The organism is Haliscomenobacter sp., from assembly GCF_033763495.1.
Taxonomy (GTDB): Bacteria; Bacteroidota; Bacteroidia; order Chitinophagales; family Saprospiraceae; genus Haliscomenobacter.
Genome location: NZ_JANRKL010000214.1, coordinates 34,892 through 55,946 on the forward strand (window position 1 = coordinate 34,892; position 21,055 = coordinate 55,946).

The following is a 21,055-nucleotide window of genomic DNA, read 5'->3' on the forward strand; positions in this document are numbered from 1 at the left end:
TTTCAAGCTATCCATGAAAACAGCAATAGTCATCGGCGGCGGCATCATCGGCCTTAGTTCCGCTTATTACCTGAGCCGTGCAGGCTGGCAAGTGACCGTAATCGACAAGGGGAACCGCCGCAACAATTGCTCAACGGGCAACGCTGGCTACATCTGTCCCAGCCACTTCGTGCCCCTGGCTACGCCGGGGATTGTATCGCAGGGTTTGAAATGGATGCTCAATTCGCGCAGCCCTTTTTATGTGCAACCGCGTCTGAGTTGGCCGCTGATTCAATGGGGCATCCAGTTCATGCGCAGCGCGACGGCTCAACACGTGCAGGCTTCGGCGCGGCCCTTAAGGGACATTGCTATGTTCAGCATGGCCTGTTATGAGGAATTGAAAAAAGAACCTGGATTCGACTTTTTTTATGCCCACGACGGCATGTTGGAAGCGGTACAAACGGCTGAAAATGCCCACCACGCCCAGGAAACCGCCAAGATCGCCCGCGACTTGGGGCTGGATGCCGAATGGCTGGACAAAGATGGAGTAAAAGCCATCGAACCAGATGTGGAGATGAACATCCGGGGCGCCACCTGGTTCCGCTGCGACGCGCATTGTAATCCCGAACAATTGGTGCAAAATCTGGAGCAATACTTGTTGAAAAATGGAGCCGTGCTACACGTGGATACGGAGGTGACCGGCTTTAGCAAACAGAATGGCGCAATCACTCAAGTACAAACCGATAAAGGAACCCACAACGCCGATTTGGTGGTGCTGGCCACTGGCTCCTGGAGCCGGGAAATGGCGGCTAAACTGGATTTGAGCTTGCCACTGGTCGCTGGCCGGGGCTATTCCTTTTTGGCCAATTCCTCCGATTTCCCGCTGCGTCGCCCGGTGATCCTTACCGAAGGGCGGGTGGCGGTGAGCCCATTTGAAGAACAGATTCGTTTTGGCGGCACTATGGAAATTACGCCCATCAATACCCCGCCGCGGTACAAACGGGTGGAAGGCATTGTACAATCCGCTCGGGAATTTTTCCCACAGTTGAAGTTGGAACAACCCAAAGCGGAGGACATCTGGTACGGCTACCGGCCTTGTTCGGCTGATGGGCTGCCTTACATTGGGCGACTCCAAAAAACGCCGAATGTGATCGTGGCGACCGGGCATTCGATGTTGGGCCTGAGCTTGGGGGCAGGTACGGGTAAGTTGGTGGCGGAATTGGCGGAAGAGGAAAAGGTGAGTGTGGATTTGGGGATGTTTGGGCCGGAGCGGTTTGGGTAGAATCAAAGGCGTGATTGATAGTTTGAAAATTCGTGATAGATTATGACTTCGCCTTCGGCGAAGCTCAAACAACATTTTTCAGACACAAATTTTCACAAATTGAGGCATGAACTTCGTTCGTGTTGGAAGCACAAATAATATTCATTCTAACCAAACCATACAACATACCCATTGCGAATGCAAATTTCCGACAACAAACAAAAATTACTTGACGACATTACAGCCGAATTAAAACTCATTGATGGGGTTAAGGCAATTGTTCTTGGTGGTTCGTACGCGGTCGGAGCTGCAACAGAGAGTTCTGACCTCGATATTGGAATCTACTATTGTGAGCAAAATCCTTTTGACATTGAAAAAGTGAAGATTGTTGCCAACAAATATGCACACAACGAGAAACCAACTGTCACTGCCTTTTACGAATGGGGGCCCTGGGTAAATGGCGGCGCATGGATAAACACTGAATATGGCGAAGTGGATTTTCTCTACAAAAACATTGACCAAATTGCAAAAACCATTGACAATGCAAAAAACGGTGTTTGGGAAAATCACTATGAACAACAGCCACCTTATGGTTTTTCGTCAGTCATTTTTCTTTCGGAAACGCATTACAGCCTTCCGCTATTTGATCCTGATGATGTTGTTATGCACCTGAAAGAAAACGTAAAGCAATATCCACAGAAATTAAAACAATCTATTATTCAACAATCGTTATGGTCAGCGGAATTTACGATTTGGCAAGCCGAAAAGCTTGCCTTAAAAGCTGATATTTATAGCACTGTTGGTTGTTTGGCAAGAGCTATGAACAATATTGTTTCAGCACTTTTTGCTTTAAATGAAATTTACCCAATGGGCGACAAAAGGGCGATAGATATTATAGAAACCGCAAAAAATAAGCCCACTAACCTCACAAATAAAATCAATTCAATTTTAAGTTGCGACAAAAACTCATTGAAAGATAACGTTGAACATTTAAAGTTTTTATTCAACGAGGTAGTTGAACTTGCAAGTGGGCAATACAAACCATACTATAAATTACAATAATGAATGACCACCCAAAGATTCTCAACTCAACATCGTATTGGCAATAGATGGAATTACTCTTTTAAAATCAACATTTGTAATTTCATCGAGCAGTAGTGAAAGTTTTGGGTTGACTTATTTCAAATGCCCCTCCATCGCAAATAGGGAAACCATGCCTTGCAAGCACCTCCTCCTACACCAGAACAAATCCTATCCACAGGCCGCCAACTTCCTTCGGGGATGCCTTGCATGGAACAGATATTTTTACTTATATTGCTATCGAAACAGCGTCAAGATTTGGTCATTGGCTGTTATTGCAATGAACATTACCAGTAATTGAACGCCAAAAAACAACCACAAATGAGCCAAGAAGAACTATCTCGATTAAGCGACGAAGAGCTACTAGAAGCAGCAAAAGCAAACAAGCCATCGCCTATGATCGATGCATTTTTTATTGGATTTTTAGCCGGAATAATAGTTTTCAGTATCATTGCAAGCGCTTGGGGTTTTTTCACATTGATTCCTTTGTTTTTGATTTATCTTTTTTTGAAAAAACCGAAGCAATATGAAACACTGAAGAAAGAATTGAAAGAACGAAATTTACAATAAATGCATGGCTGAGGTTTGAGGGGCAACATTTACCAGAATTGAAAAAACAGTACTTAAAGCTTTAAATTACTACCTATGTACAAAGCAATTTGGAATGATCAAATCATCGCACAAAGTGATAAAACAGTAGTGGTCGAAGGGAACCATTACTTTCCAATGGAATCCGTTAGACAAGAATATTTAAAAGCGAGTAGTCATCAATCACATTGCCATTGGAAGGGTCTTGCCAATTATTACTCGTTGGAAGTCGATGGCAAAATAAATGAAAATGCAGTTTGGTATTACGCCGAACCATCAGAAGCGGCAAAAGAAATTAAAAATCGGGTTGCTTTTTGGAAAGGTGTGCAAATCATTACTGAGGTAGAATGATAAGCAATCAATCACAAGATTAAAATAAGTTGAATCCAGTTTTAGCTAAAATCTATGCAAAAACATAGGTTTTAGTAAAAACTCAAAATTGAGTTTTAGCTAAAATCTTACCAAATGATCAAGTTTTAGAAAAAATTGGATCAGCAATGCCGTTAAACGCACTACTTATAACTTTCTTGAGGCATATCTGCCTTGGGGTGGCTATACGCGAATCCTGAAAATATCACAACTTGTTTTACTCCACCCAATACGCATCCAGCAGTTCAAAACCAGCATCAGGGTTTAAAGCTTCATTTAACCAGAGTAAAAAATAGAACAGTTTTCCATTGCGGTCTTTTAACGCTGTCCATTTGCCATTTTTGAAGGTAAGTGCGGTGATTTTATAACATTGATCATTTGAGCAATCTAACCCTGCCTTCATTTCTCCTCTGTAGGCTAATTTTTTAAAATCTTCCCTCGAAAAACCGTTCCCAACCACCAAAAAATCCAGGCATTTATCCTGGTTGAAATCACCATATCTGAGACCAGTTACATCTTCAACATTCGTAAATACCTGCAAACTGGTGTCTTGCCCATTGATTGCAAAAACGGGATAATAAAGCACCCGGCACATCCTACCTGTACAATTATTCATGGGTACACCCATCCGGTAGATAAACTTGCTGTGATTAAAAGTAAACTCAGTTTTTTGCGGGCACACCATATGAAGCTGACAATGCCCCGCCCATTTATGACTACCCAATTGTAAAACACTATTGCAACTATCCGCTGTATTTTCAAAAGGGCTCCTTTTTTCCCAATCATAATAATGGTAGTATTGCCTGATGTCGCCTAGCGTTTGAACAATGCGAAAATTATTGTTACTCAACGCAAAGGTATCCGCACTGCAGCTTGGCTCAGTTTGCGCATAGGTGATGCCGGGAGTTTGAACTAGGCTATCGAGGAACTTTTCAAGTGATTTGTGCCTGGTAAAGATTAGTGGAGCTAAAGGTAAATCAGCAATCGGTTTCGGTTTTTTGGGATTCCCACAAGCAGTAAGGAAAATGAGCATGAACAGGAAAAAATTCTTTGCCATGGCATTAGTTGAGATTCGGTAACTGTATCATAAACTCCGCTTCCTTTTTTATGTCTTCAATATCTTCACAATGGGAATGATAGCCGTACTTAGCACACACGCTCAATTGCTCTTTTACCAGCTCACCTTCAAATTGAGTGGAATCATAATCCAGCTCATGGCAAAAAGTGCCCTCCAATTCATTTTCTAAAACCAAAAAAGCTGGCCAGATTTTAATTTCCTCTTTTTCAAAAGTAAGCAATTTGAAATAAACCCGTTCCCGGTTGGCATAAGTTACGATGATTGCCTTCGATTTATCCACACCAGCTAGCTCAAAAAAATCATGAAATGCTACATAGCCAATTGAATCTACCTTAAGGGTTCTCCAACAATACCAAAATCCCCACAGCACGGCTGGAGCATGATCGTTTAATTTTACCAATGACAAACACTCATAATTAGGGTTGTATTTTTGAGGTTGTTCTTCCAATTTTAACGAATCAAGGAAAGGATAGAATTCAACATTCTGCCTTTTTAACTTGGTCAACATTTGCTGTTCATTGCAGATTTTTTTGCATTGATTGAGCAACAGACCGCTTAAAATAAACAGCGAAACTGTAACAACTGAAATTCGGTAAGCTGGCTTCGATTGTGGCATAGTAATTTATTTGCCCCCTAGTTCAGAAACAGCATTAAGGCAATATTATCTAACCGCAGAGTTTCTCAGAGTAGACGCAGAGTTTCTCAGAGTTTAAGCCACCTTCGGTGGTGAAGAGTACGCAGAGGCGCGTTGAATGAACATTAATGCCAAACTATCAAATATTAATCCTACTCGACTTCTAGCCACCAAAGGTGGCAAAACTCTTAACAACTAATAAAACTCTGAGAAACTCTGCGTCTACTCTGTGAAACTCTGCGGTAAATAAATCAATTCAAAACTCACGTAAAATCATGTACAAATCCTTGATTTTCAAATCTCATTTCTATTGATTGATTCCTCGCCCTCTCACATCCCCACCCAAGTCAACACCGCCGATACCACCCCCACAACCACAATAAAAGTCCGCACCGTTTTTTCCGACAAGCGATACATCACCCTAGCCCCGGCGTATCCACCCAACACACTTGCCCCGATCATCGACAGCACCGTTGGCCAGGGTAGATCCACCTGGATGATGAAAATCGTGGCCGCCACCAGGTTGATCGAAAAACCCAGAACAGATTTCAACGCATTGATTTGCAAAAAATCTTTCATGCCGTACAAGCTGAACACCGCAATCATCATGATGCCCATTCCCCCGCCGAAATATCCGCCATAGATGCCCACCAGAAACTGCAAGGGGTAGACGATGTAAGGATTGGGTTTGGTTTGCAGACCCTTGATCCGGTCTTTGAAGTAGATCAAAACGGTTGCAAAAAGGATGAGCCCCGGGATCAGTTTTTTCAATTGTGCTTCGTCGGTCCACAAGAACAAGTAAGTTCCGGCAATACTGCCCAGGCAGCTTAAAATGGCAAAAATGATCAACTTACTTACCGTTTCATTCAAACTATTCCGAAAACCCCAGGCACTGGAAAGCGCCCCGGGAAATAATGCAACCGTACTAATGGCATTGGCTGCCGTAAGGGAATAACCACTGTACACCAGGGCTGGAAAGGTAATAAAACTTCCTCCTCCGGCTCCTGCATTCAACATGCTGGCGAAAAAGGCGGCGAGACAAAGAACGGTGGTCTGCATGATTATTTTTTTTGCGCAGAATGTTTATTGAAGCGTTTTCAAGCTGCGCTCAAATTTTCAAAAGTTTATGGACACAAAGAAAACACAAACTTTCGTCATCACGAATGTTTTAGAAAATCACTAAAGCGACATTTCTAAGCACAAAGGACACAAAGGCAGCACAAAGGACACAAAGTTAGACGTTGATGACGCTTCACTTTGTGTCCTTTGTGCTGCCTTTGTGTCCTTTGTGTTTAAATAAATGTTTTGGTGTAGTCATTTGTGATAACCTATCCCCTACCTCACCAGCGTCACGCTCCCCTTCAATTTTTCCAACTTCCCATCCGCCATTTCCACCTCCGCATACCAGGTGAACACGGCACTGTTCAAGGTCTGGCCTCCAAATTTACCATCCCAACCCAACAACACATCGTTCGGACGGAACTCCTGGAGCCCGTACACCTGATTGCCCCAGCGGTCGTAAATTCGGAAAAAGTTGATTTTATTGACCTGCGAGCCGGAATAAATGTTCAGCAAATCATTGATTCCATCGCCATTGGGTGAAAAAACATTGGGGACAAACAAAGGCAGGTTGCGGACCACCAAAATGTTGAGCAAATCCGAAGCCGTGCAGCCATTGGCCGCCTGGATGGTGATTTGAGCAGTGGTGCTCGTGCTCGGTTTCAGCAATTGATTCCGCGCATTGGGGTTGTTCAGGGTAGCTCCGGTCGACCAAGTGATCGATACGATACTATCCGTACTGATGATCGGTACGATGTTCACGCTGTCGCCCAATTTGATTTCCCGATCCGGACCCAATTCCACTGAAGGCGCGCTGGGAGCTTGCAATACCACTGAGCTGGTCCAGAGGCAACCGCCCGCATCTTTTACATTGAGGGTATAAGTACCAGGACGCAGGTTGCGGAAAGTATTGTTGGCTTCGGGCAGGGAATTGTTCAACAAAACCAGGTAAGGCGCGGTGCCCCCCGTAATGTTCGTCACCACAACTTGCCCGGCTTGGTTGCTGCCACAGCCTGGTTGACGCACATCGAAGGCAACCGAATCGATCGCACTGGCAGCTTCCTGTACCACCAAACTATCCCGGCTGCTACAGCCATTCAATCCATCGGTCAACACCAGGCGGTATAAACCAGGAGCATTCACCCGAATCAGGGCCGTATTGGGATTGCTGACGATGCCTGCTTGTGGGGCCGACCAGCTGAAACTCAAATTGCGCCCTTGTGAAGTACCTGCCTCCAACTCGATCACCGAAGTGGCACAATCCAGGACATCCAGAGCCCGCATGCGGATGCGTGGCACCACATAATCTTCGGTCACTAACACAGAATCCACCGCGATACAACCACTTTGGGTATTGAGCACCCTTATGCGGTAAACACCTGGTAAGTTGACCAATGGCGTTTTACTCGAATCAGCCAGCGCCTGTCCATTTGGCCCAAGCCAAGAATAACGGTAAATCACCCCAGTTGCGCTGCCACTGGCGTCGATCCGCACTTGGCTCCGCGAGCAACTTAGCGTCGCAGGTGGAGCAATATCGATACGAGGCCGATTGGTATCGGCTTCCAGCGCAAAATCAGTAGAATCCTGGCAGCCACTCAAACCATCCGTGACAATCAGGCGATACAAACCAGCCTGGGCGGTACGCATGCTGTCGTCGGCAGGGCTGCCGATGATACGGCCTGTTCCTACCGGTGTCCAGAAATAGCGTAAGCCGCGGTTGAATGGGTTCGTCGAAGCGGCACCCGACAAGGTGATTTGTGCAACGTTGCAGGAAATCAAGGCAGGCCCGTTGATCTGGGCATTCGGCTTTAAGGCTTGATTGCTGACCAGCACCTCATCAGCCGCCACACAACTGTTGATAGTATTGCGCACCGTGAGCCGGTAAATGCCGGGTTGATCGACTTGGGCGTTGGCAGTATTTTGCCCACTGATGATTCGTCCACCGTTGGCGGTCCAACGGGCTTCCAGTGTTTCTCCCCCAGTGGAACTAAAGCGCCCTTGCAAGTTGATTTGCAGGGGTACACAATTTAAGAATGTATCCCTGCCCGCTGACACCTGAGGCTTACCCAGATCACTGGCTATAAATACACTATCGATACTGGAACAGAAATTGTCACGGTTTTGAACTTGCAGGCGATACCAGCCGCCGCTGATGACGATTGGAGTTAGGGTAGTATCGGATTGTATCGAAGGATTGTTGCGGCCCGACCAAGAATAGCTGAGGCGGTTACTGGGGTTTTGAACCTCCCCTTTCAAACGCAAACTCAACTCATTACAACGTAGAGTGTCAGTATTTCCGGCATCTATGACGGGCCCTTGATTGTTTTCGCTGACCTGTACAAAAATTCGATTACGGCAATTGTTACGCATATCAGTGAGTTCGTAACTGTATAAACCTGCCTGGGTGATCCGCAAATTCGTTTGAGAAAAACAAGCCAAGGTATCTCGATTAGGCCCCAAAGCACACCAATTCCCCGCGTAATTTCCACCAGCAGGCATACTTCCTGACAAGGTTAAGACCGTATCCCGACAATTGAGCACCTGGTCGGCAATTGGCGCAATTGGTGGTAAGGAAGCATCGGGAGTAATGCGCAAGGTATCCCTATCCGTGCACTGATTTCGGCCATCTTCCACCTGGATGAGGTACCGTCCTGGGGCATCGATGATGGGGTTTAAAGAATTTTCCCCCGCTAAAATCCGTCCATTGTCCAAGGCAGTCCAAAGGTAACTGATGCCTGGGCCTACTGATGAATTGCTACCATTGAGGGTGAGGCGTTGATTGCTGCAATCCAACACCGCATCGGAGCCTGCAACAGCACGTGGTGCCAGGGTGTCCAGGCCGATCCGCACCAGGCTGAAATTTTCGCAATTGGTGATTACATTTCGTCCAGTCAAGCGATAAGTACCCAATCTTGCTGCCCGAAAGGCCCCAGGGATGGAATCATCAGCTACCAATAAACCATCAGCAGTAGCCCAATTCCAGGTGATCGGGTTAGTGGCCGATGAATCGGGTTCTGGCAAGGCAATCTGTTGTATCCCACAAGTCAAATTTGCATCAAACCCTGCTGGTAAAATGGGCAATTGCTGGTCTGTACGCACGATAATACTCAGGTTAATACTACGATTGTTGGAGTCAATTACGGTAAGATTATACGTTCCGGCGCGGTTCACGCGGGGAGCAATGGTATCAGCTCGGGAAAGGAAGTTGCCATTATTGCTTGTCCAGGTCACCGTACAGCCTATGCAAGGACGACAAAATGCAGCAGGCAATGTCAGTTCGGTTTGGGTACAGGTCAGCAACGGATCTGGATTTGTTGCACGCACACAAGGGGCACAATTTTCCTGATCCTGGATGCTTATGGTATCCGTTACGGTACAATTGCTGCCTAAATCGGTAGCAGAAAAGATGTATTGCCCCCCCCCGGTAATGTTGACCAGGAGGGTATCATTTTTCCCGGCAATGTTTGGTCCAGTCCAACGGAATTGATAGTTGCGATCTTGCGGCAATACAGTAGCTCCGCGATAGCTGAAGGTATCCCGATTGCAGGGAAATAAGGCCGAATTAAGGATGATTTGAGGAAAATTGGTGTCTTTGGGAACCAGGATTTCAGTTTGTCCAAAACAACCATTCGTAGTATTCAACACCTCCAGGGCATAAAGTCCAGGTGTGCTGACCTGGGTTTGGGAAGTTCGGCTCACTACCTGCCCCTGATTGTTCAACCAGGTGTACTGAATATTCGCTCCCTGAGTGGAGTTTCTGCCATCCAGCGTAACATTAGCCAATGTGCAGGTAATCGTATCCGGTTGTGCCACCACTGCTACAGGCAAAATTTGATCAGCCCTGACCAGCACCGTGGCCGTATCCCGCTCATTGGCCGCAACGTTTTCAATGATCAATTGATAAGTACCCGGGCAAATCACATCGACCTGACGAAGGGTAGAATCACTGACGATACATCTTCCACCCGGACCGATCCAGCGATAGCGGATGGAGGCATTGAAGGAAGACCCAGTGCCATCCAGCGTGACCACCGCCTGCCGACAGGTCAGGGTTGCCGGAGTAGCAATGATGGCCGTAGGGCGGCAATCTTTACTCACGATCACCGTTACACTGTCTGCGCAACCTAAAGTTGTATTATCTATCACCAATAAATAAGCCCCGGGGTCACGCACCAACAACTGGGTATCGCGCCCAATTTCATTGTTTTGGAAAAACCAGCGGATTTGCCCTCCCGAAGAGCCCCGTGCAGATAAAATAGCCTCTCCAGCGGTACAATTGATGTTGGCAGTGGTGGATTCAACCCTTGCGTTAGGAATCAAGGGGTTACGGTTCACCAGGACAGTATCCATAGCGATACAGCCATTGATCGAGTTGGAAACCCTTAGTACATATTGGCCTTCACAACTGATGTTGATGGATGCGGCAGTAGAATCAGGAATGGTACAGGGACCCCTCCAAATGTATTGGATGTTGCTACCTGTTGCGGAGCCCTGGTTATTGAGGGTTACGCTGGGTCTGCTACAAGTTAAATCCTGATCAGCTCCGGCTTTAGCCAGCGGAAGAATCCGGTCATTGTTGACAAGCACACTATCCGCAGCAAAACAACCATTAAAAGTGTCCCGCACCGTAAAATGATAGACACCAGGCTCCAACGCAGATGCGGTAAGGCTATCCACTCGGGTGCCAATCACCCCATTGCGGGTCGACCAGGTGTAGGTCATTCGGGGGCCGGTAGTCACGTTTTGTGCTTGCAGGGTTCCCTGGGGTGTTTTACAGTCCAGTGCAAATGCGGCACCTGCATCCGCCCGCAAAGTCATGGTATCTATAAATACGTTGGCAGGAGCTTCTGATACACAACCATTCTGGCGGTTGGTGGCGCGCAGGATGTACTGACCAGGTTTGTTTACAGTGACTTTTAAGATCGTGTCTGAAGAAACAATTCCTCCCCCAACAGGACCAGTCCATTTTAGGCCGATGACCTCAGCACCCAAAGAATCCAATTCTGCAGGAATTACTAAAGATGGATTGGCGCAAGTCAGGGTTTGATTAGGGCTGACTGTAGCCTTTGGCTTAATCTGATTGCTAAATACCTCAACACTGTCTTCCGCAGTACAACCGTTGATTTTGTTGCGAACAGTGATTTTGTAAACCCCTGCACAACTCACTGTGACCAAGGGCTGTCGGTTACTGCCAATGATACAAGTGCCCGACCATTCGTATTCAAAATCTGCCCCTCCAGAGGAATTTAAGCCATTCAAGCGCAAGCGGGGGTTTTGACAGGTTAACAAATCAATAGCCACCCCTGCATCAGCCACTGGTGCCGCGCTATCATTCCTTACCATTACCTCTGCAGAATCACTACATTGCGTGATGCTGTCCCGGACGACAAGTTTGTAAGTCCCTGGGCCCAAAATGTTAAGTCGATTTCGATTGGCCGCACCCACTATTTTACCATTGCTGGTGCTCCAATTAAAGACTAGGGTACTCCCCCCCAAAGATCCAGTGCCATCCAATTCTGCTTCCGGCTGGGTGCAGGAAAGTGTAGCGGGTGTAGCAATGACAGCTCGGACAGTTGCACTACTGTCTTTGACTGTAACAAATGCACCGCTCGTACAGCCATTGGCCTGATCAGTAACTTCCAGGGCATAGGATCCAGCCCGGTTCACGGTAATACTGGGTATGGTATTTGAGCCAGTAATGTTGCCACCACTCAAGGTTGTCCAATTGTACAACAAGGTACGATTGTTGGGATTAACCCGTGAATTGAGGTTTACCGAACGATTGATACAGTTTAGTTCCCGAGGGGAATCAATCGACACCTGGACTGGGGTAGTATCCGCTGCTACTATAATGGTATCCAAGCTAAAACAATGGTTGACCAGGTTGGTTACGGCTAGTTCATAGGCTCCAGCACGCCGCACCTGAGTCGATAAGGCTCCAGGGCTTGTTACAGGTTGGCCACTCAAACCCCTCCAGCGGTATTGAAAATTGGGCCCTTGGCTTGACCCGGCTCCACTCAAGGTGACGTTGGTATTGGTACAGGTTATAGTGCCGCCGCCGCCGGCGATGGCAATAGGGGGTATGGTATCTTGGAAGACCTGAATATTTGCATTGGCCGAACAGCCGTTGCGGGAATTGTCAATTTGCAGATTGTATAAACCAGGGCCGCTGACTAGAGCTGAGTCCCTATCGGTAGCACCTTGGATGCGCCCGGTGCCGCTGGTTGACCAGCGAAAAATGAAGTTGACTTTTGCTTTACTGGTATCTGGTGCATGAAGCGTTAATCCGAGGGTACGACAGTCAAGTGTGTCCAGTCCGCTGATATTGATAACGGGTTTGAGGGTATCTGCAGTAATGATGATGCGCTGACGGCGACTGCACAAACTTTTATTGGTCGTTACCTGCAAATAATACGTATCAGGCCTGGTCACAACATAATGACTGCTATCACTGATTGGGTTACCCATGTTGTCTTCCCAGCGGTACATTACCCCACCCACTGGAATCGAACGAGTACCATCCAATACAATTTGTCTGCGGGTACAGGTAAGGAAGGTATCGGAAGCAGTAATGATGGAGGTAGGGCTAATAAAGTTTATGGTCAGGCGAATCAAACTATCACAGCCCTGACTGGACACCAATGGAATGATGTAAACACCGGACGTACTAAAGCGTTGCCCTGCTACTACCACTGAACGGCCCGAGCAGGTTTCAATCGCCGTATCCCGAACCGGAATCGCAGGCAATACGCGTAAGTTTAATGCAACGATGCTATCACAGTTACTGCGCGACTGGAGGGTATCTACATAATTGCCAGTCGTTTTGTACAAGGACGTTCCAACGCGCACCGAATCGCCTGCACAAATGGTACTGTCCAGATTTACCTTCAATACTTTCTGGACTTGCACGGGAACAACGACCAAACTGTCACAACGCCCAGCTTGATTAAAGTTGATATAATACCGGCCAGTTTCTTTAAAACTTCGGCCATTGACGACTACCGAATCACCTTCACAAATGACCTTGAGGGGCAATACCGTTGAGTCAGTACGTGGAGCGATGATCACATTGACACAGTTGTTGGTCATTTCTCCACAAAAAGGCGCAGCATCCCCCAGTAAACGATTGCGCAGGGTGTCCAAACGCAAGAGATTATCCGGTGCGGGAAATAAACTGGAATCTTTACGCGCATAAGAAATCCCGCAGACTTGATAATTGCCTGGCGCCAATCGACGCAAATCCGGGATTGAGTCATAGCGTTGCAGGATCATGTCCCGTCCGATCGCATAGATGTAGCCAAACTTGCTGGAATCTGGCTTTACTCCGCTATAGGTTGGGGCAAGTGCCAGGTTTAAGTCGTTATCGTACTGGCAGGCCGAAACGTTGGTGAGGTTATTCAACACACCGGCATCGGCAAAACAACAACGTTGCCCTCTTTTGTCACAAAACTGGATGTCCAATTCAAAAAGCCTGCTCGATATCTGTGTGCTGGTAAGGGTTTTAAGTTTCAATTTCCAGGTGCCATTCACCGGGCCGGTCTTGAATTCTTCCAAACAGCCCAGGTATGGAAAATAGGAGCCAGTAACTCCCCCCGAGCCAAAGGGATTTGTGCTGTTGTTCCAACGAGATCCATAAGGCAACTGGGGCATGGCGGTTCCCAGGCAAGGTACAAAGTTTACGTTCCAGGTACCACCCAGGGTAGCTGGTGAAACAGTGGCATTGGGGCCTATCAGTTGCACAGTAGTGCCTGCAGGCGAGGTAAGCCACACTTCAAAATCGGTAATTGAATTGTGGCTAAAACGCATTTTCACTCCACAAACACCTTGGCCAGCTGCTGCCAGATTGTTATTTAGGACATCGAAAACTTCAAAGGAATATTCCACAGAATCATTGGCAGGAATACGCAAAGGCGCTTCAATCGGGCAGTTTTGACCCCACAGCCAGCCATTCAGCATAATTGTAAATAGTGTAAGCCAATGCTTCATTGTAGCACACAGTTAGTACACATAAATTAAGGTAATGTAAAGGGCCTCGGAGGAAACAAATCAATTGTCCATTGTCAATAGGTGGACCAACTTCAACACATTGAACGAAGCTTTACAGTGCTGCGGTATTTGGATACTCAAAGTTAGTATAATTCAGTAAGGGCGCTACCAAAAAAATGAATATCTCTGTCAAGTGTAACGAGAGCATGTATCTTTGTTGGGCATTATTTAAAAATCAAACCATTTCCAATGTTTTCAGCCATGCGTAACATCGTTATTGTCCTTTGTTGTTTGGGGTTCATGAGCCTGGATATAAAAGCCCAAAGCCTGACCAGAAGTACAGACAAAGATAAGAAAGTCAGCAGCAGCAATCGCCGCATCTGGTATGGAGGTAATGTACCCCTTGGCTTGGGTTTTGGTTCCTCTACCTTGATTCAGTTTGGCCTTAGTCCAATGTTGGGTTATAAATTAACGCCGGATTTTTCGGTGGGGCCCCGGGCAGGTTTTTTGTACAGTTATTACAGCCAACGTTTGATAAACGGCCAGGTGGAACGAGTACAACCACTGTCCTGGTCAGCTGGAATTTTCAGCCGATACAAGTTTGTAGATCGTTTCTTTGTACACGCAGAATACGAATACGCCAACGAGGCCGTGCCCTACTACACCTCTAACGGATTTGAAGTACAACGGTACAACGCCAACAATATGCACCTAGGCTTGGGTTTGTTGCAAGGAGGAGGTGGAGCAATGCGGAGTGAGATCCTGTTGCTGTACAATGTTAATCCGAGTCCGCTCTCTTCAAAATCACCACTATCCCTACGCTTTGGTCTCAATTGGCATTTCTAATTGACCTGGATACTTTTGCCCAAAACAAAACGGAAATTGATCTCACGCAAGGTAGCGATTAGGGTCAGGCTGGTATCGTTTAAGGTTTCAATCTGATAATCAGCATCCATTTCGCCACCCCGCTGCAACAACATTTGTTTTTTCAACTCATATTGCGCCTCAGCAGTAGATCCTGACATGTTGGTGATCATTTTTCCGTCGCCAAAAAATTCGAAGAACAAACCAGCCAGGTCTTCTGATTTTTGTTCGTTTCGAAATCCTTCCCGTAGTTCCCAACGGCCCAACAAATCGGCTTGTTCTATTTTGGGTTCATTTTTACAAGCATTAATGCCAATGGAAACCAAAGAGAGAAGTAATGTAGATGCTATCAATCGTTTCATGGAGTGTGTATTAAATAAACTGGGGCAAAAATAAAAAGAATAAACCATTTCGGATGTCGGATTTGGGATTTCGGCCCTGGCTCCGGCGCTTCGGCTTACTTCGACTTCGCTCAGCGACCGGAGACGGATCCGAAATCCCACATCCGAAATTACTTGGCTTCTTTTACTGCAAAAGCAATTTGAACATTTTCCCAGGCAATGCTGACTTCACCTTTATCGGACACATCAATGGCCAGTTGTTCTACCAGAAGTTTGGTTTTGCCAGGTTTTACAGTAACCCGCAATGCATCTGAGTCTTTTTTATAGCTATAGGCTCCCCACTGCTCAGCTTCTTTGTTAAAAACGACCACCCATTCTTTTTCACCCGGAATGGTAAACAAAGAATATTTGCCCGCTGCCAATTTCTGGCCTTCAATCAGAACAGGTTTATTCACCTCAAAAGTGGTGGCTTCATTGGCACCAGTACGCCAAACTTTTCCGTAAGGTACCAGCGCGCCCCAAATGGTACGCCCTTTCACCGAAGGTGCATTGTATACAATGTTGATGCTGAGTGAGTCCAACATCCGCGTAACAGTTTTAGGTGGGCTAGGGCGCTGGGCTTTGTTGTCTTGAGCCTGTAGCGCAATGGATGCAAAAATGGCCAACCCCATTGTCAGGGCCATTGTGATTTGGTTGAAACGCATACTGATTTGTTTTTTTAAGTAGTAGACTTTATTAACAGAACATGCCAATACTTGGTTGATTATTCCACGGCGGCGGCTCGTCTTAGCCGGTCGTTGATGGCGCGCCCCAAATGTTCCTCTGGCAATAATTCCGTCAGAATGAAATCGATAGGCAAACGATCCAAATACCGCATGGCGGAAAAAAGGTTACGTGCTGCCTCGGTATAATCCCCTGACGAAGATAATGCAAACTGCCGTTCGGAGGGTATCTCGGGAAATCTTTCTCGAAAACTGAGCACACCTACTGCCTTTCCACTATAGACAGGAATTAATTCGGATAAGTTGCCTAGCACCATTGGTACTCGTGGCGCATAATGGCTTTTGAGCATGCCCGGCGCCTGGGGGTTGGAACTGGAATGGGCTTTCACTTGCACTGGGCCGATCAGCGCTTCAATGGCTTCCACGGAGATACCTCCTTTGCGATAAACGGTAGCACGCCCCTCGGGAAAACCAACGATGGTACTTTCCAGTCCAATGCTGCAAGGACCGCCGTCCAAAATGTAGGGAATTTGATCACCTAGTTGGTGCGCCACATGCTCGGCGCGGGTGGGGCTGATGTAGCCAAAGGGATTGGCGCTGGGAGCAGCCAGAGGAAATGGTAAACTTTGCAAAAGTTGTTGAGCCAGGGGGTGCGCCGGAATCCGCATGGCCACCAGGGGCGAACCAGCCGTGACCAAATCGGAAATCTGGTCTCTTTTTTCCAACAATAAAGTCAAAGCTCCAGGCATAAACTGCTCGGCGAGTTTACGGGCCAACGGCGGAATGGCCTTCACCCAGTTTTCCAACTGCCGCAAATCGGGCACATGTACAATTAGTGGGTCAAAAGAAGGGCGTTGTTTGATGGCAAAAATTCTGGCCACCGCTTGTTCATCCAAAGCATTGCCTGCCAGTCCATAAACCGTTTCAGTCGGAATGGCGATCACTTCTCCTCGTTGTAATAAAGCAGCTGCTTGGGCAATGTTTTGGCCGATCATTCAGTAGTGGACTTGTTTTGAGGTGCAAAGAAAAGGTTTTTGGGGGAGATTTTTTGAATGAGGAATGGTTCGAATGACGAATGACAAATTGGGGCATTGCCCTCACGTGCTTTGGGAATTGCATACAAATGGAACTCCAATCTTGAGTTTCTAAAAGTTCCAGACGCTTCCGTCCTATTCGTCATTCGAAAAATTCGTCATTCGAAGAACTCCTCAACTTTTCCTTACCTTTACCCCATGTCACCGCTCTTCACCCAGCCCAATGCCGAGCAACTCGATTCGGCCACCTTTTCCCGCCTGCGTCGTTTGTACGTCTTGGCCTTGGGTGCCATTGCCCTGGCCATTGTGAGTGGGCAGTTGTTGATCCAGGATCATTTGCGCAAACAAACCGACGACTCGCGGGTGGTCAATGTAGCCGGGCGGCAACGCATGCTCAGCCAGCGCATTACCAAGCAGGTATTATTGCTCAATGCGGATGGCACTCCTGATTCACTCCGGAATGTACGCCAGCAGTTAAGGAAAGACCTTTGGGTGTGGCAGCAGGCACATTTGGGCCTGCAAGGAGGCAATAGCAAACTGGGCTTGCCGGGGCAAAATAGTACAGCCATTCGGGGCATGTTTCAGCAGGTAAACCCTCATTTTGAAGCCATTTATCGCGCCGCTTTACAGATTGCCAACGCATCGGCTAATGGAGTGGTACAGCCCGATTCACAATTGCTGACCCAAATCATGCGCAACGAAAAACGTTTTGTGGCCGAGATGGATCAAATCGTTTTTCAGTACGACGCCGAATCCAAAGCCAAGGTCAACGAGATCAAGCGCATCGAATGGATTTTGCTCGTCATCGCACTGACTATTTTGCTGATTGAATTTTGGTTCATTTTTCGCCCCGCCGCCATTCATGTGCGCAACACCTTACAACGCCTGATGCACTCGGAACAGGAAGCCAAACGAATGGCCAAAGAAATGGAGCAACTTTACCGCGCCAAAGAAAGTTCTTTGCAGGAATTAAAGGCACTCACTTTTGCGGTGGATCAGGCAGCTTTATTTGCCAACTGTACCACCAATGGGCAAGTGCGTTACCTGAGTGAAAAATTCCGGGAACTGCTGGGCCACGACAACAAACCTCTACGAGGACGCCTGGCTGAAATCATCTGTGCGGATGAGCCCGGCCAACGCAGCATCGAAGAAACCATGCAAAAAGCCAGGTCGCGCATCAGCACCAATGAAATCCAGATCAGCACCCCGGATGGACGAAAACTGTGGCTGGAAATGTCGGTGATTCCCGTCAGCGGCGGTGGCCTGGCCCAGGATTTGCTCATTTTGTGTGCGGACATTACCTACCGCAAAGAAGCCCAACTGGAAATTGAGCGCCTGAATCAGGAGCGTTTTGACGAGCAAATGCGGCAGCAGGTGTTGCGCTCGGCCCAAATTGTGGAGGCCCAGGAGGAAGAACGCAAACGAATTGCCCGCGATATCCACGACGGGATTGGCCAAATGCTCACCGCCCTCAAGTTCAACCTCGACTCTCTGGACCCCGGGCAACCCGACAAGGTCCAGGCCAAACTCGAAAAGCTCCAGGGGCTTACCACCAAACTCATTCAGGGCGTACGAATGGTAACCTTCAACCTTACGCCCCCCGAACTCAGCGATTACGGCATTGCCACAGGCCTGGCACGGATGGCTGCCGAACTGAGCAAACTTACCAACAGCAATATTCTTTTTGAAAACCGCAGTAATTTCAACGAACGGCTGGACACTGTAGTGGAGACCAACCTGTACCGCATTACTCAGGAAGCAGTCAACAATGCGGTTAAATACGCCCAGTCTAATTTCATTCTGATCCGTATTTCACATTCTGAAAAAATGTTGAGTATTGTGATCGATGACGACGGTGTGGGATTTGATCCTGAAGAAGTATCGGATAAACAGGATGGCAGTGGGATGGGTTTGTCCTTCATGCGGGAGCGGATGCAGTTCATTGAAGGACGCATGTTTATTCATTCCGAAATCGGGGAAGGGACCCGGATAACCTTGAACGTGCCTTTGACAACTTAGCAGCGGGGCCAAAATAAGTGTTCATTTTTCTGAGCCAAAAATTAGGCAAGGCACTCAAAATATCGTTTACCTAGCTAATCCATTGGCAAAATGAACCCTTATTTTTGTAGCCCTTAACTGGGGTTTAATTCTTTACAGTGTCCTACTTAAGGCTTGTTCAAAAAAGACCACAGGAAACCTTATCATTCAATGTACCTATTTTATTTCGAGGGCACCCTGAGCCATTAAACCACAAATAGAAATGGCAACATGGTAAAATAGCTCAAAGGCACCCCATAATTTATTGTCCATTTTAAACAGGTTTCCCGTCAGCCCACTTCATTTTTTAACATTACTTTTTAAAATACTCCAGATCGTTCTTGAACTGAGGTTGAACCGATCTGCTAAAGCTTCTACTGTTTGTGTTTTTTGCCCACGATCCGATGGGCACCGAGCAGTAAATTCTTTCAACACCGTATATTTTTGGATCACACTCGGGTGGATTAATTCCTGATCGATGATGTACGTGATTAGGCCTTTGTAATCAGGCCTTATTTCGTGTTTTTTACAGTAGTCCTCATAACTTACAAAGAGCTGATCTTCAAATAAATCGAGGATTTGTTTGCGGTTTAATTCATTTCCCATAATTTAGTACTCTGTTTTGGTATGAACGTATAGTGTTTTTTTGTAAACAAAAAAGTGGAAGAGCTGCTATAATTGTTATACCTAATTTAGTCAGGGGTTCCGGGAATGTTATGAATAATAAATGCTAGCGTGCTTAAGAGGAATAATTGGTTGTTTCTCATAAGATTTGGAGCACAGCTCTCCACCAAATTTCGAAATGACAAAACTTTCAATGAGCTTGAACTGGGGTTTAGTTTTGCCCCTCCGTGATTTCGCTTCCGCTTCATCACTGAAACAAAGATAAAGTATCTGCTTCCCCAAATTCTGGACATAATACTTGAATATCTCGTCCGGATTTGCCGATTTTTTTTTCAGAGAAGCACACCAAACAAATCACAAATCACAGTAAATCAAGTTTTTATTTCACAAATTCAACCTATCACTTCACTTCAGTTTTCCCTCTCATTTTTAGATCTGCTTTTATCCTATTTTTTTAAAAAAAATGGCTTACTGCAAAATCTCTACCATTTTTCAGTTTTTCAGTAAGCAATAGAGGAGTGATACCTTATCATTTCACTATTTTTGGAATTCCATGAATCCTGACTCACTTCTTCAAACTTTTGGGCGATGTTTAATAATGCTTGTGTGCAGATCTTACAAAAAATGGACAAGTCTGAATTAAAGGCCTTAAAAACTTTCATTAGTCAACGAGGAGCACAAAAAAAACAGGAAAACAGTTTATTCAATTACTTGTACAAGTGTTATCCCGAGTTTAAGGAAAAAGACCTCGATCAGGCCAAAATCATCTCCCTTTTTAAAGGCAATACCTGGTCCAACCCCGCCAAAAGAATCAGTAGTATAGTCAACAATTTAGTCAGGATTATAGAGGATTTTCTGGTAGAACAAGCCATAAAAAAAAACTGGGCGGAGTATGAGTTCCTCTTGGCTTTTGAATACAGTCGACTAGGGCTCCCTGAGTTATTGGATCGAAAAATCGAGAACTATAAAGAAGCACCTGAAAAACTCACGCTTAAAGAGGATGTAGAAGACGAGGATTTAGAAATCAACAAGCTGGATTCCGAGAAAAAAAAGGACTTCGGCCGAGGAAGCATCGATGTTTGGTACCACCTAAACCTTTATCGGATGTACCACTTGCGCTACTATTCTCGTGACACCATAAAAACTGCTTCTGGTGAATCCAACCTGGCCCTGAGTTTAGAACAATTGGAATTGGCCAACCTGGCAGCCAAGCTTCGAATTGCCCTTGAAATGGCCTCATTAAAAATGATCAACGGCAAAGCTGGACTTTATCCCTTTTAGGCAGAAGCGCCAATAAGGACATTCCAAAGATACCTGATGTTATGAATATAATTATCAACAAGGGTGTTTTTGGAGGAGGTTAAAAATTGATTATGCCTCCAGATAGCGGTTTTTACAG

Annotated in this window: 15 protein-coding genes; 7 read left to right on the forward strand and 8 right to left on the reverse strand. The window is 46.4% G+C overall.

Annotated elements, in window-relative coordinates; all coding sequences use genetic code 11:
* Positions 1 to 13: 13 nt before the first annotated feature.
* From SFV55_RS25360 to SFV55_RS25375, 4 genes are all read left to right on the forward strand, one after another.
* Positions 14 to 1,261, forward strand: a complete 1,248-nt coding sequence (locus SFV55_RS25360) for an NAD(P)/FAD-dependent oxidoreductase (protein WP_320032378.1) — start codon at positions 14 to 16, stop codon at positions 1,259 to 1,261.
* 177 nt (positions 1,262 to 1,438) lie between these two features.
* On the forward strand, positions 1,439 to 2,302 hold the full coding sequence (locus tag SFV55_RS25365; RefSeq protein ID WP_320032379.1) for a nucleotidyltransferase domain-containing protein: 864 nt from the start codon (positions 1,439 to 1,441) through the stop codon (positions 2,300 to 2,302).
* A 339-nt stretch (positions 2,303 to 2,641) separates the two neighbouring features.
* Positions 2,642 to 2,890, forward strand: a complete 249-nt coding sequence (locus SFV55_RS25370; RefSeq protein ID WP_320032380.1) for an FUSC family protein — start codon at positions 2,642 to 2,644, stop codon at positions 2,888 to 2,890.
* Between the two features lie 75 nt (positions 2,891 to 2,965).
* The gene (locus SFV55_RS25375; RefSeq protein WP_320032381.1) at positions 2,966 to 3,259 is read left to right on the forward strand and encodes a DUF427 domain-containing protein; all 294 of its coding nucleotides are present in this window, start codon (positions 2,966 to 2,968) and stop codon (positions 3,257 to 3,259) included.
* 235 nt (positions 3,260 to 3,494) lie between these two features.
* Here SFV55_RS25375 and SFV55_RS25380 read toward each other — a convergent pair whose 3' ends face one another.
* The 4 genes from SFV55_RS25380 to SFV55_RS25395 all read right to left on the reverse strand — a co-directional run bounded on the left by SFV55_RS25380 (position 3,495) and on the right by SFV55_RS25395 (position 14,034).
* Complete coding sequence (locus SFV55_RS25380; protein WP_320032382.1) at positions 3,495 to 4,334, reverse strand: hypothetical protein; 840 nt, start codon at positions 4,332 to 4,334, stop codon at positions 3,495 to 3,497.
* A gap of 4 nt (positions 4,335 to 4,338) precedes the next feature.
* Positions 4,339 to 4,863, reverse strand: a complete 525-nt coding sequence (locus tag SFV55_RS25385; RefSeq protein ID WP_320032383.1) for a hypothetical protein — start codon at positions 4,861 to 4,863, stop codon at positions 4,339 to 4,341.
* 456 nt (positions 4,864 to 5,319) lie between these two features.
* Positions 5,320 to 6,048 carry a sulfite exporter TauE/SafE family protein gene (locus tag SFV55_RS25390; RefSeq protein WP_320032384.1) on the reverse strand — a complete coding sequence of 243 codons (729 nt, stop codon included), beginning with the start codon at positions 6,046 to 6,048 and terminating at the stop codon, positions 5,320 to 5,322.
* 276 nt (positions 6,049 to 6,324) lie between these two features.
* Complete coding sequence (locus tag SFV55_RS25395; RefSeq protein ID WP_320032385.1) at positions 6,325 to 14,034, reverse strand: gliding motility-associated C-terminal domain-containing protein; 7,710 nt, start codon at positions 14,032 to 14,034, stop codon at positions 6,325 to 6,327.
* A 261-nt stretch (positions 14,035 to 14,295) separates the two neighbouring features.
* Here SFV55_RS25395 and SFV55_RS25400 point away from each other — a divergent pair, with 261 nt between their 5' ends.
* The gene (locus tag SFV55_RS25400) at positions 14,296 to 14,880 is read left to right on the forward strand and encodes a hypothetical protein (RefSeq protein WP_320032386.1); all 585 of its coding nucleotides are present in this window, start codon (positions 14,296 to 14,298) and stop codon (positions 14,878 to 14,880) included.
* Here SFV55_RS25400 and SFV55_RS25405 read toward each other — a convergent pair.
* The 3 genes from SFV55_RS25405 to SFV55_RS25415 all read right to left on the reverse strand — a co-directional run bounded on the left by SFV55_RS25405 (position 14,877) and on the right by SFV55_RS25415 (position 16,956).
* On the reverse strand, positions 14,877 to 15,260 hold the full coding sequence (locus tag SFV55_RS25405) for a hypothetical protein (RefSeq protein ID WP_320032387.1): 384 nt from the start codon (positions 15,258 to 15,260) through the stop codon (positions 14,877 to 14,879). The genes SFV55_RS25400 and SFV55_RS25405 overlap by 4 nt on opposite strands.
* A gap of 149 nt (positions 15,261 to 15,409) precedes the next feature.
* Positions 15,410 to 15,943 carry a DUF2911 domain-containing protein gene (locus tag SFV55_RS25410; protein ID WP_320032388.1) on the reverse strand — a complete coding sequence of 178 codons (534 nt, stop codon included), beginning with the start codon at positions 15,941 to 15,943 and terminating at the stop codon, positions 15,410 to 15,412.
* 59 nt (positions 15,944 to 16,002) lie between these two features.
* Positions 16,003 to 16,956 (reverse strand): L-threonylcarbamoyladenylate synthase, encoded by a 954-nt coding sequence (locus SFV55_RS25415; RefSeq protein ID WP_320032389.1) that lies wholly within the window; start codon positions 16,954 to 16,956, stop codon positions 16,003 to 16,005.
* A gap of 237 nt (positions 16,957 to 17,193) precedes the next feature.
* Between SFV55_RS25415 and SFV55_RS25420 the strand changes: the two genes are divergently transcribed.
* Positions 17,194 to 19,014, forward strand: coding sequence for an ATP-binding protein (locus SFV55_RS25420; protein WP_320032390.1), 1,821 nt, complete (start codon positions 17,194 to 17,196; stop codon positions 19,012 to 19,014).
* Between the two features lie 318 nt (positions 19,015 to 19,332).
* Here SFV55_RS25420 and SFV55_RS25425 read toward each other — a convergent pair whose 3' ends face one another.
* Entirely contained in the window at positions 19,333 to 19,638 is a 306-nt protein-coding gene (locus SFV55_RS25425; RefSeq protein ID WP_320032391.1) for a hypothetical protein, read from the reverse strand.
* Positions 19,639 to 20,280: 642 nt separating this feature from the next.
* Between SFV55_RS25425 and SFV55_RS25430 the strand changes: the two genes are divergently transcribed.
* Positions 20,281 to 20,937, forward strand: coding sequence for a hypothetical protein (locus SFV55_RS25430; protein ID WP_320032392.1), 657 nt, complete (start codon positions 20,281 to 20,283; stop codon positions 20,935 to 20,937).
* Positions 20,938 to 21,055: the final 118 nt, after the last annotated feature.

Excerpts from the sequence above, each read along its gene's own strand:
- SFV55_RS25365 (WP_320032379.1), top strand. The coding sequence starts at position 1,439 with ATGCAAATTTCCGACAACAAACAAAAATTACTTGACGACATTACAGCC.
- SFV55_RS25400 (WP_320032386.1), top strand. The coding sequence starts at position 14,296 with ATGCGTAACATCGTTATTGTCCTTTGTTGTTTGGGGTTCATGAGCCTG.
- SFV55_RS25405 (WP_320032387.1), bottom strand. The coding sequence starts at position 15,260 with ATGAAACGATTGATAGCATCTACATTACTTCTCTCTTTGGTTTCCATT.
- SFV55_RS25385 (WP_320032383.1), bottom strand. The coding sequence starts at position 4,863 with ATGTTGACCAAGTTAAAAAGGCAGAATGTTGAATTCTATCCTTTCCTT.
- SFV55_RS25380 (WP_320032382.1), bottom strand. The coding sequence starts at position 4,334 with ATGGCAAAGAATTTTTTCCTGTTCATGCTCATTTTCCTTACTGCTTGT.
- SFV55_RS25390 (WP_320032384.1), bottom strand. The coding sequence starts at position 6,048 with ATGCAGACCACCGTTCTTTGTCTCGCCGCCTTTTTCGCCAGCATGTTG.
- SFV55_RS25415 (WP_320032389.1), bottom strand. The coding sequence starts at position 16,956 with ATGATCGGCCAAAACATTGCCCAAGCAGCTGCTTTATTACAACGAGGA.
- SFV55_RS25420 (WP_320032390.1), top strand. The coding sequence starts at position 17,194 with ATGTCACCGCTCTTCACCCAGCCCAATGCCGAGCAACTCGATTCGGCC.
- SFV55_RS25370 (WP_320032380.1), top strand. The coding sequence starts at position 2,642 with ATGAGCCAAGAAGAACTATCTCGATTAAGCGACGAAGAGCTACTAGAA.
- SFV55_RS25430 (WP_320032392.1), top strand. The coding sequence starts at position 20,281 with ATGGACAAGTCTGAATTAAAGGCCTTAAAAACTTTCATTAGTCAACGA.
- SFV55_RS25395 (WP_320032385.1), bottom strand. The coding sequence starts at position 14,034 with ATGAAGCATTGGCTTACACTATTTACAATTATGCTGAATGGCTGGCTG.
- SFV55_RS25425 (WP_320032391.1), bottom strand. The coding sequence starts at position 19,638 with ATGGGAAATGAATTAAACCGCAAACAAATCCTCGATTTATTTGAAGAT.
- SFV55_RS25410 (WP_320032388.1), bottom strand. The coding sequence starts at position 15,943 with ATGCGTTTCAACCAAATCACAATGGCCCTGACAATGGGGTTGGCCATT.
- SFV55_RS25360 (WP_320032378.1), top strand. The coding sequence starts at position 14 with ATGAAAACAGCAATAGTCATCGGCGGCGGCATCATCGGCCTTAGTTCC.
- SFV55_RS25375 (WP_320032381.1), top strand. The coding sequence starts at position 2,966 with ATGTACAAAGCAATTTGGAATGATCAAATCATCGCACAAAGTGATAAA.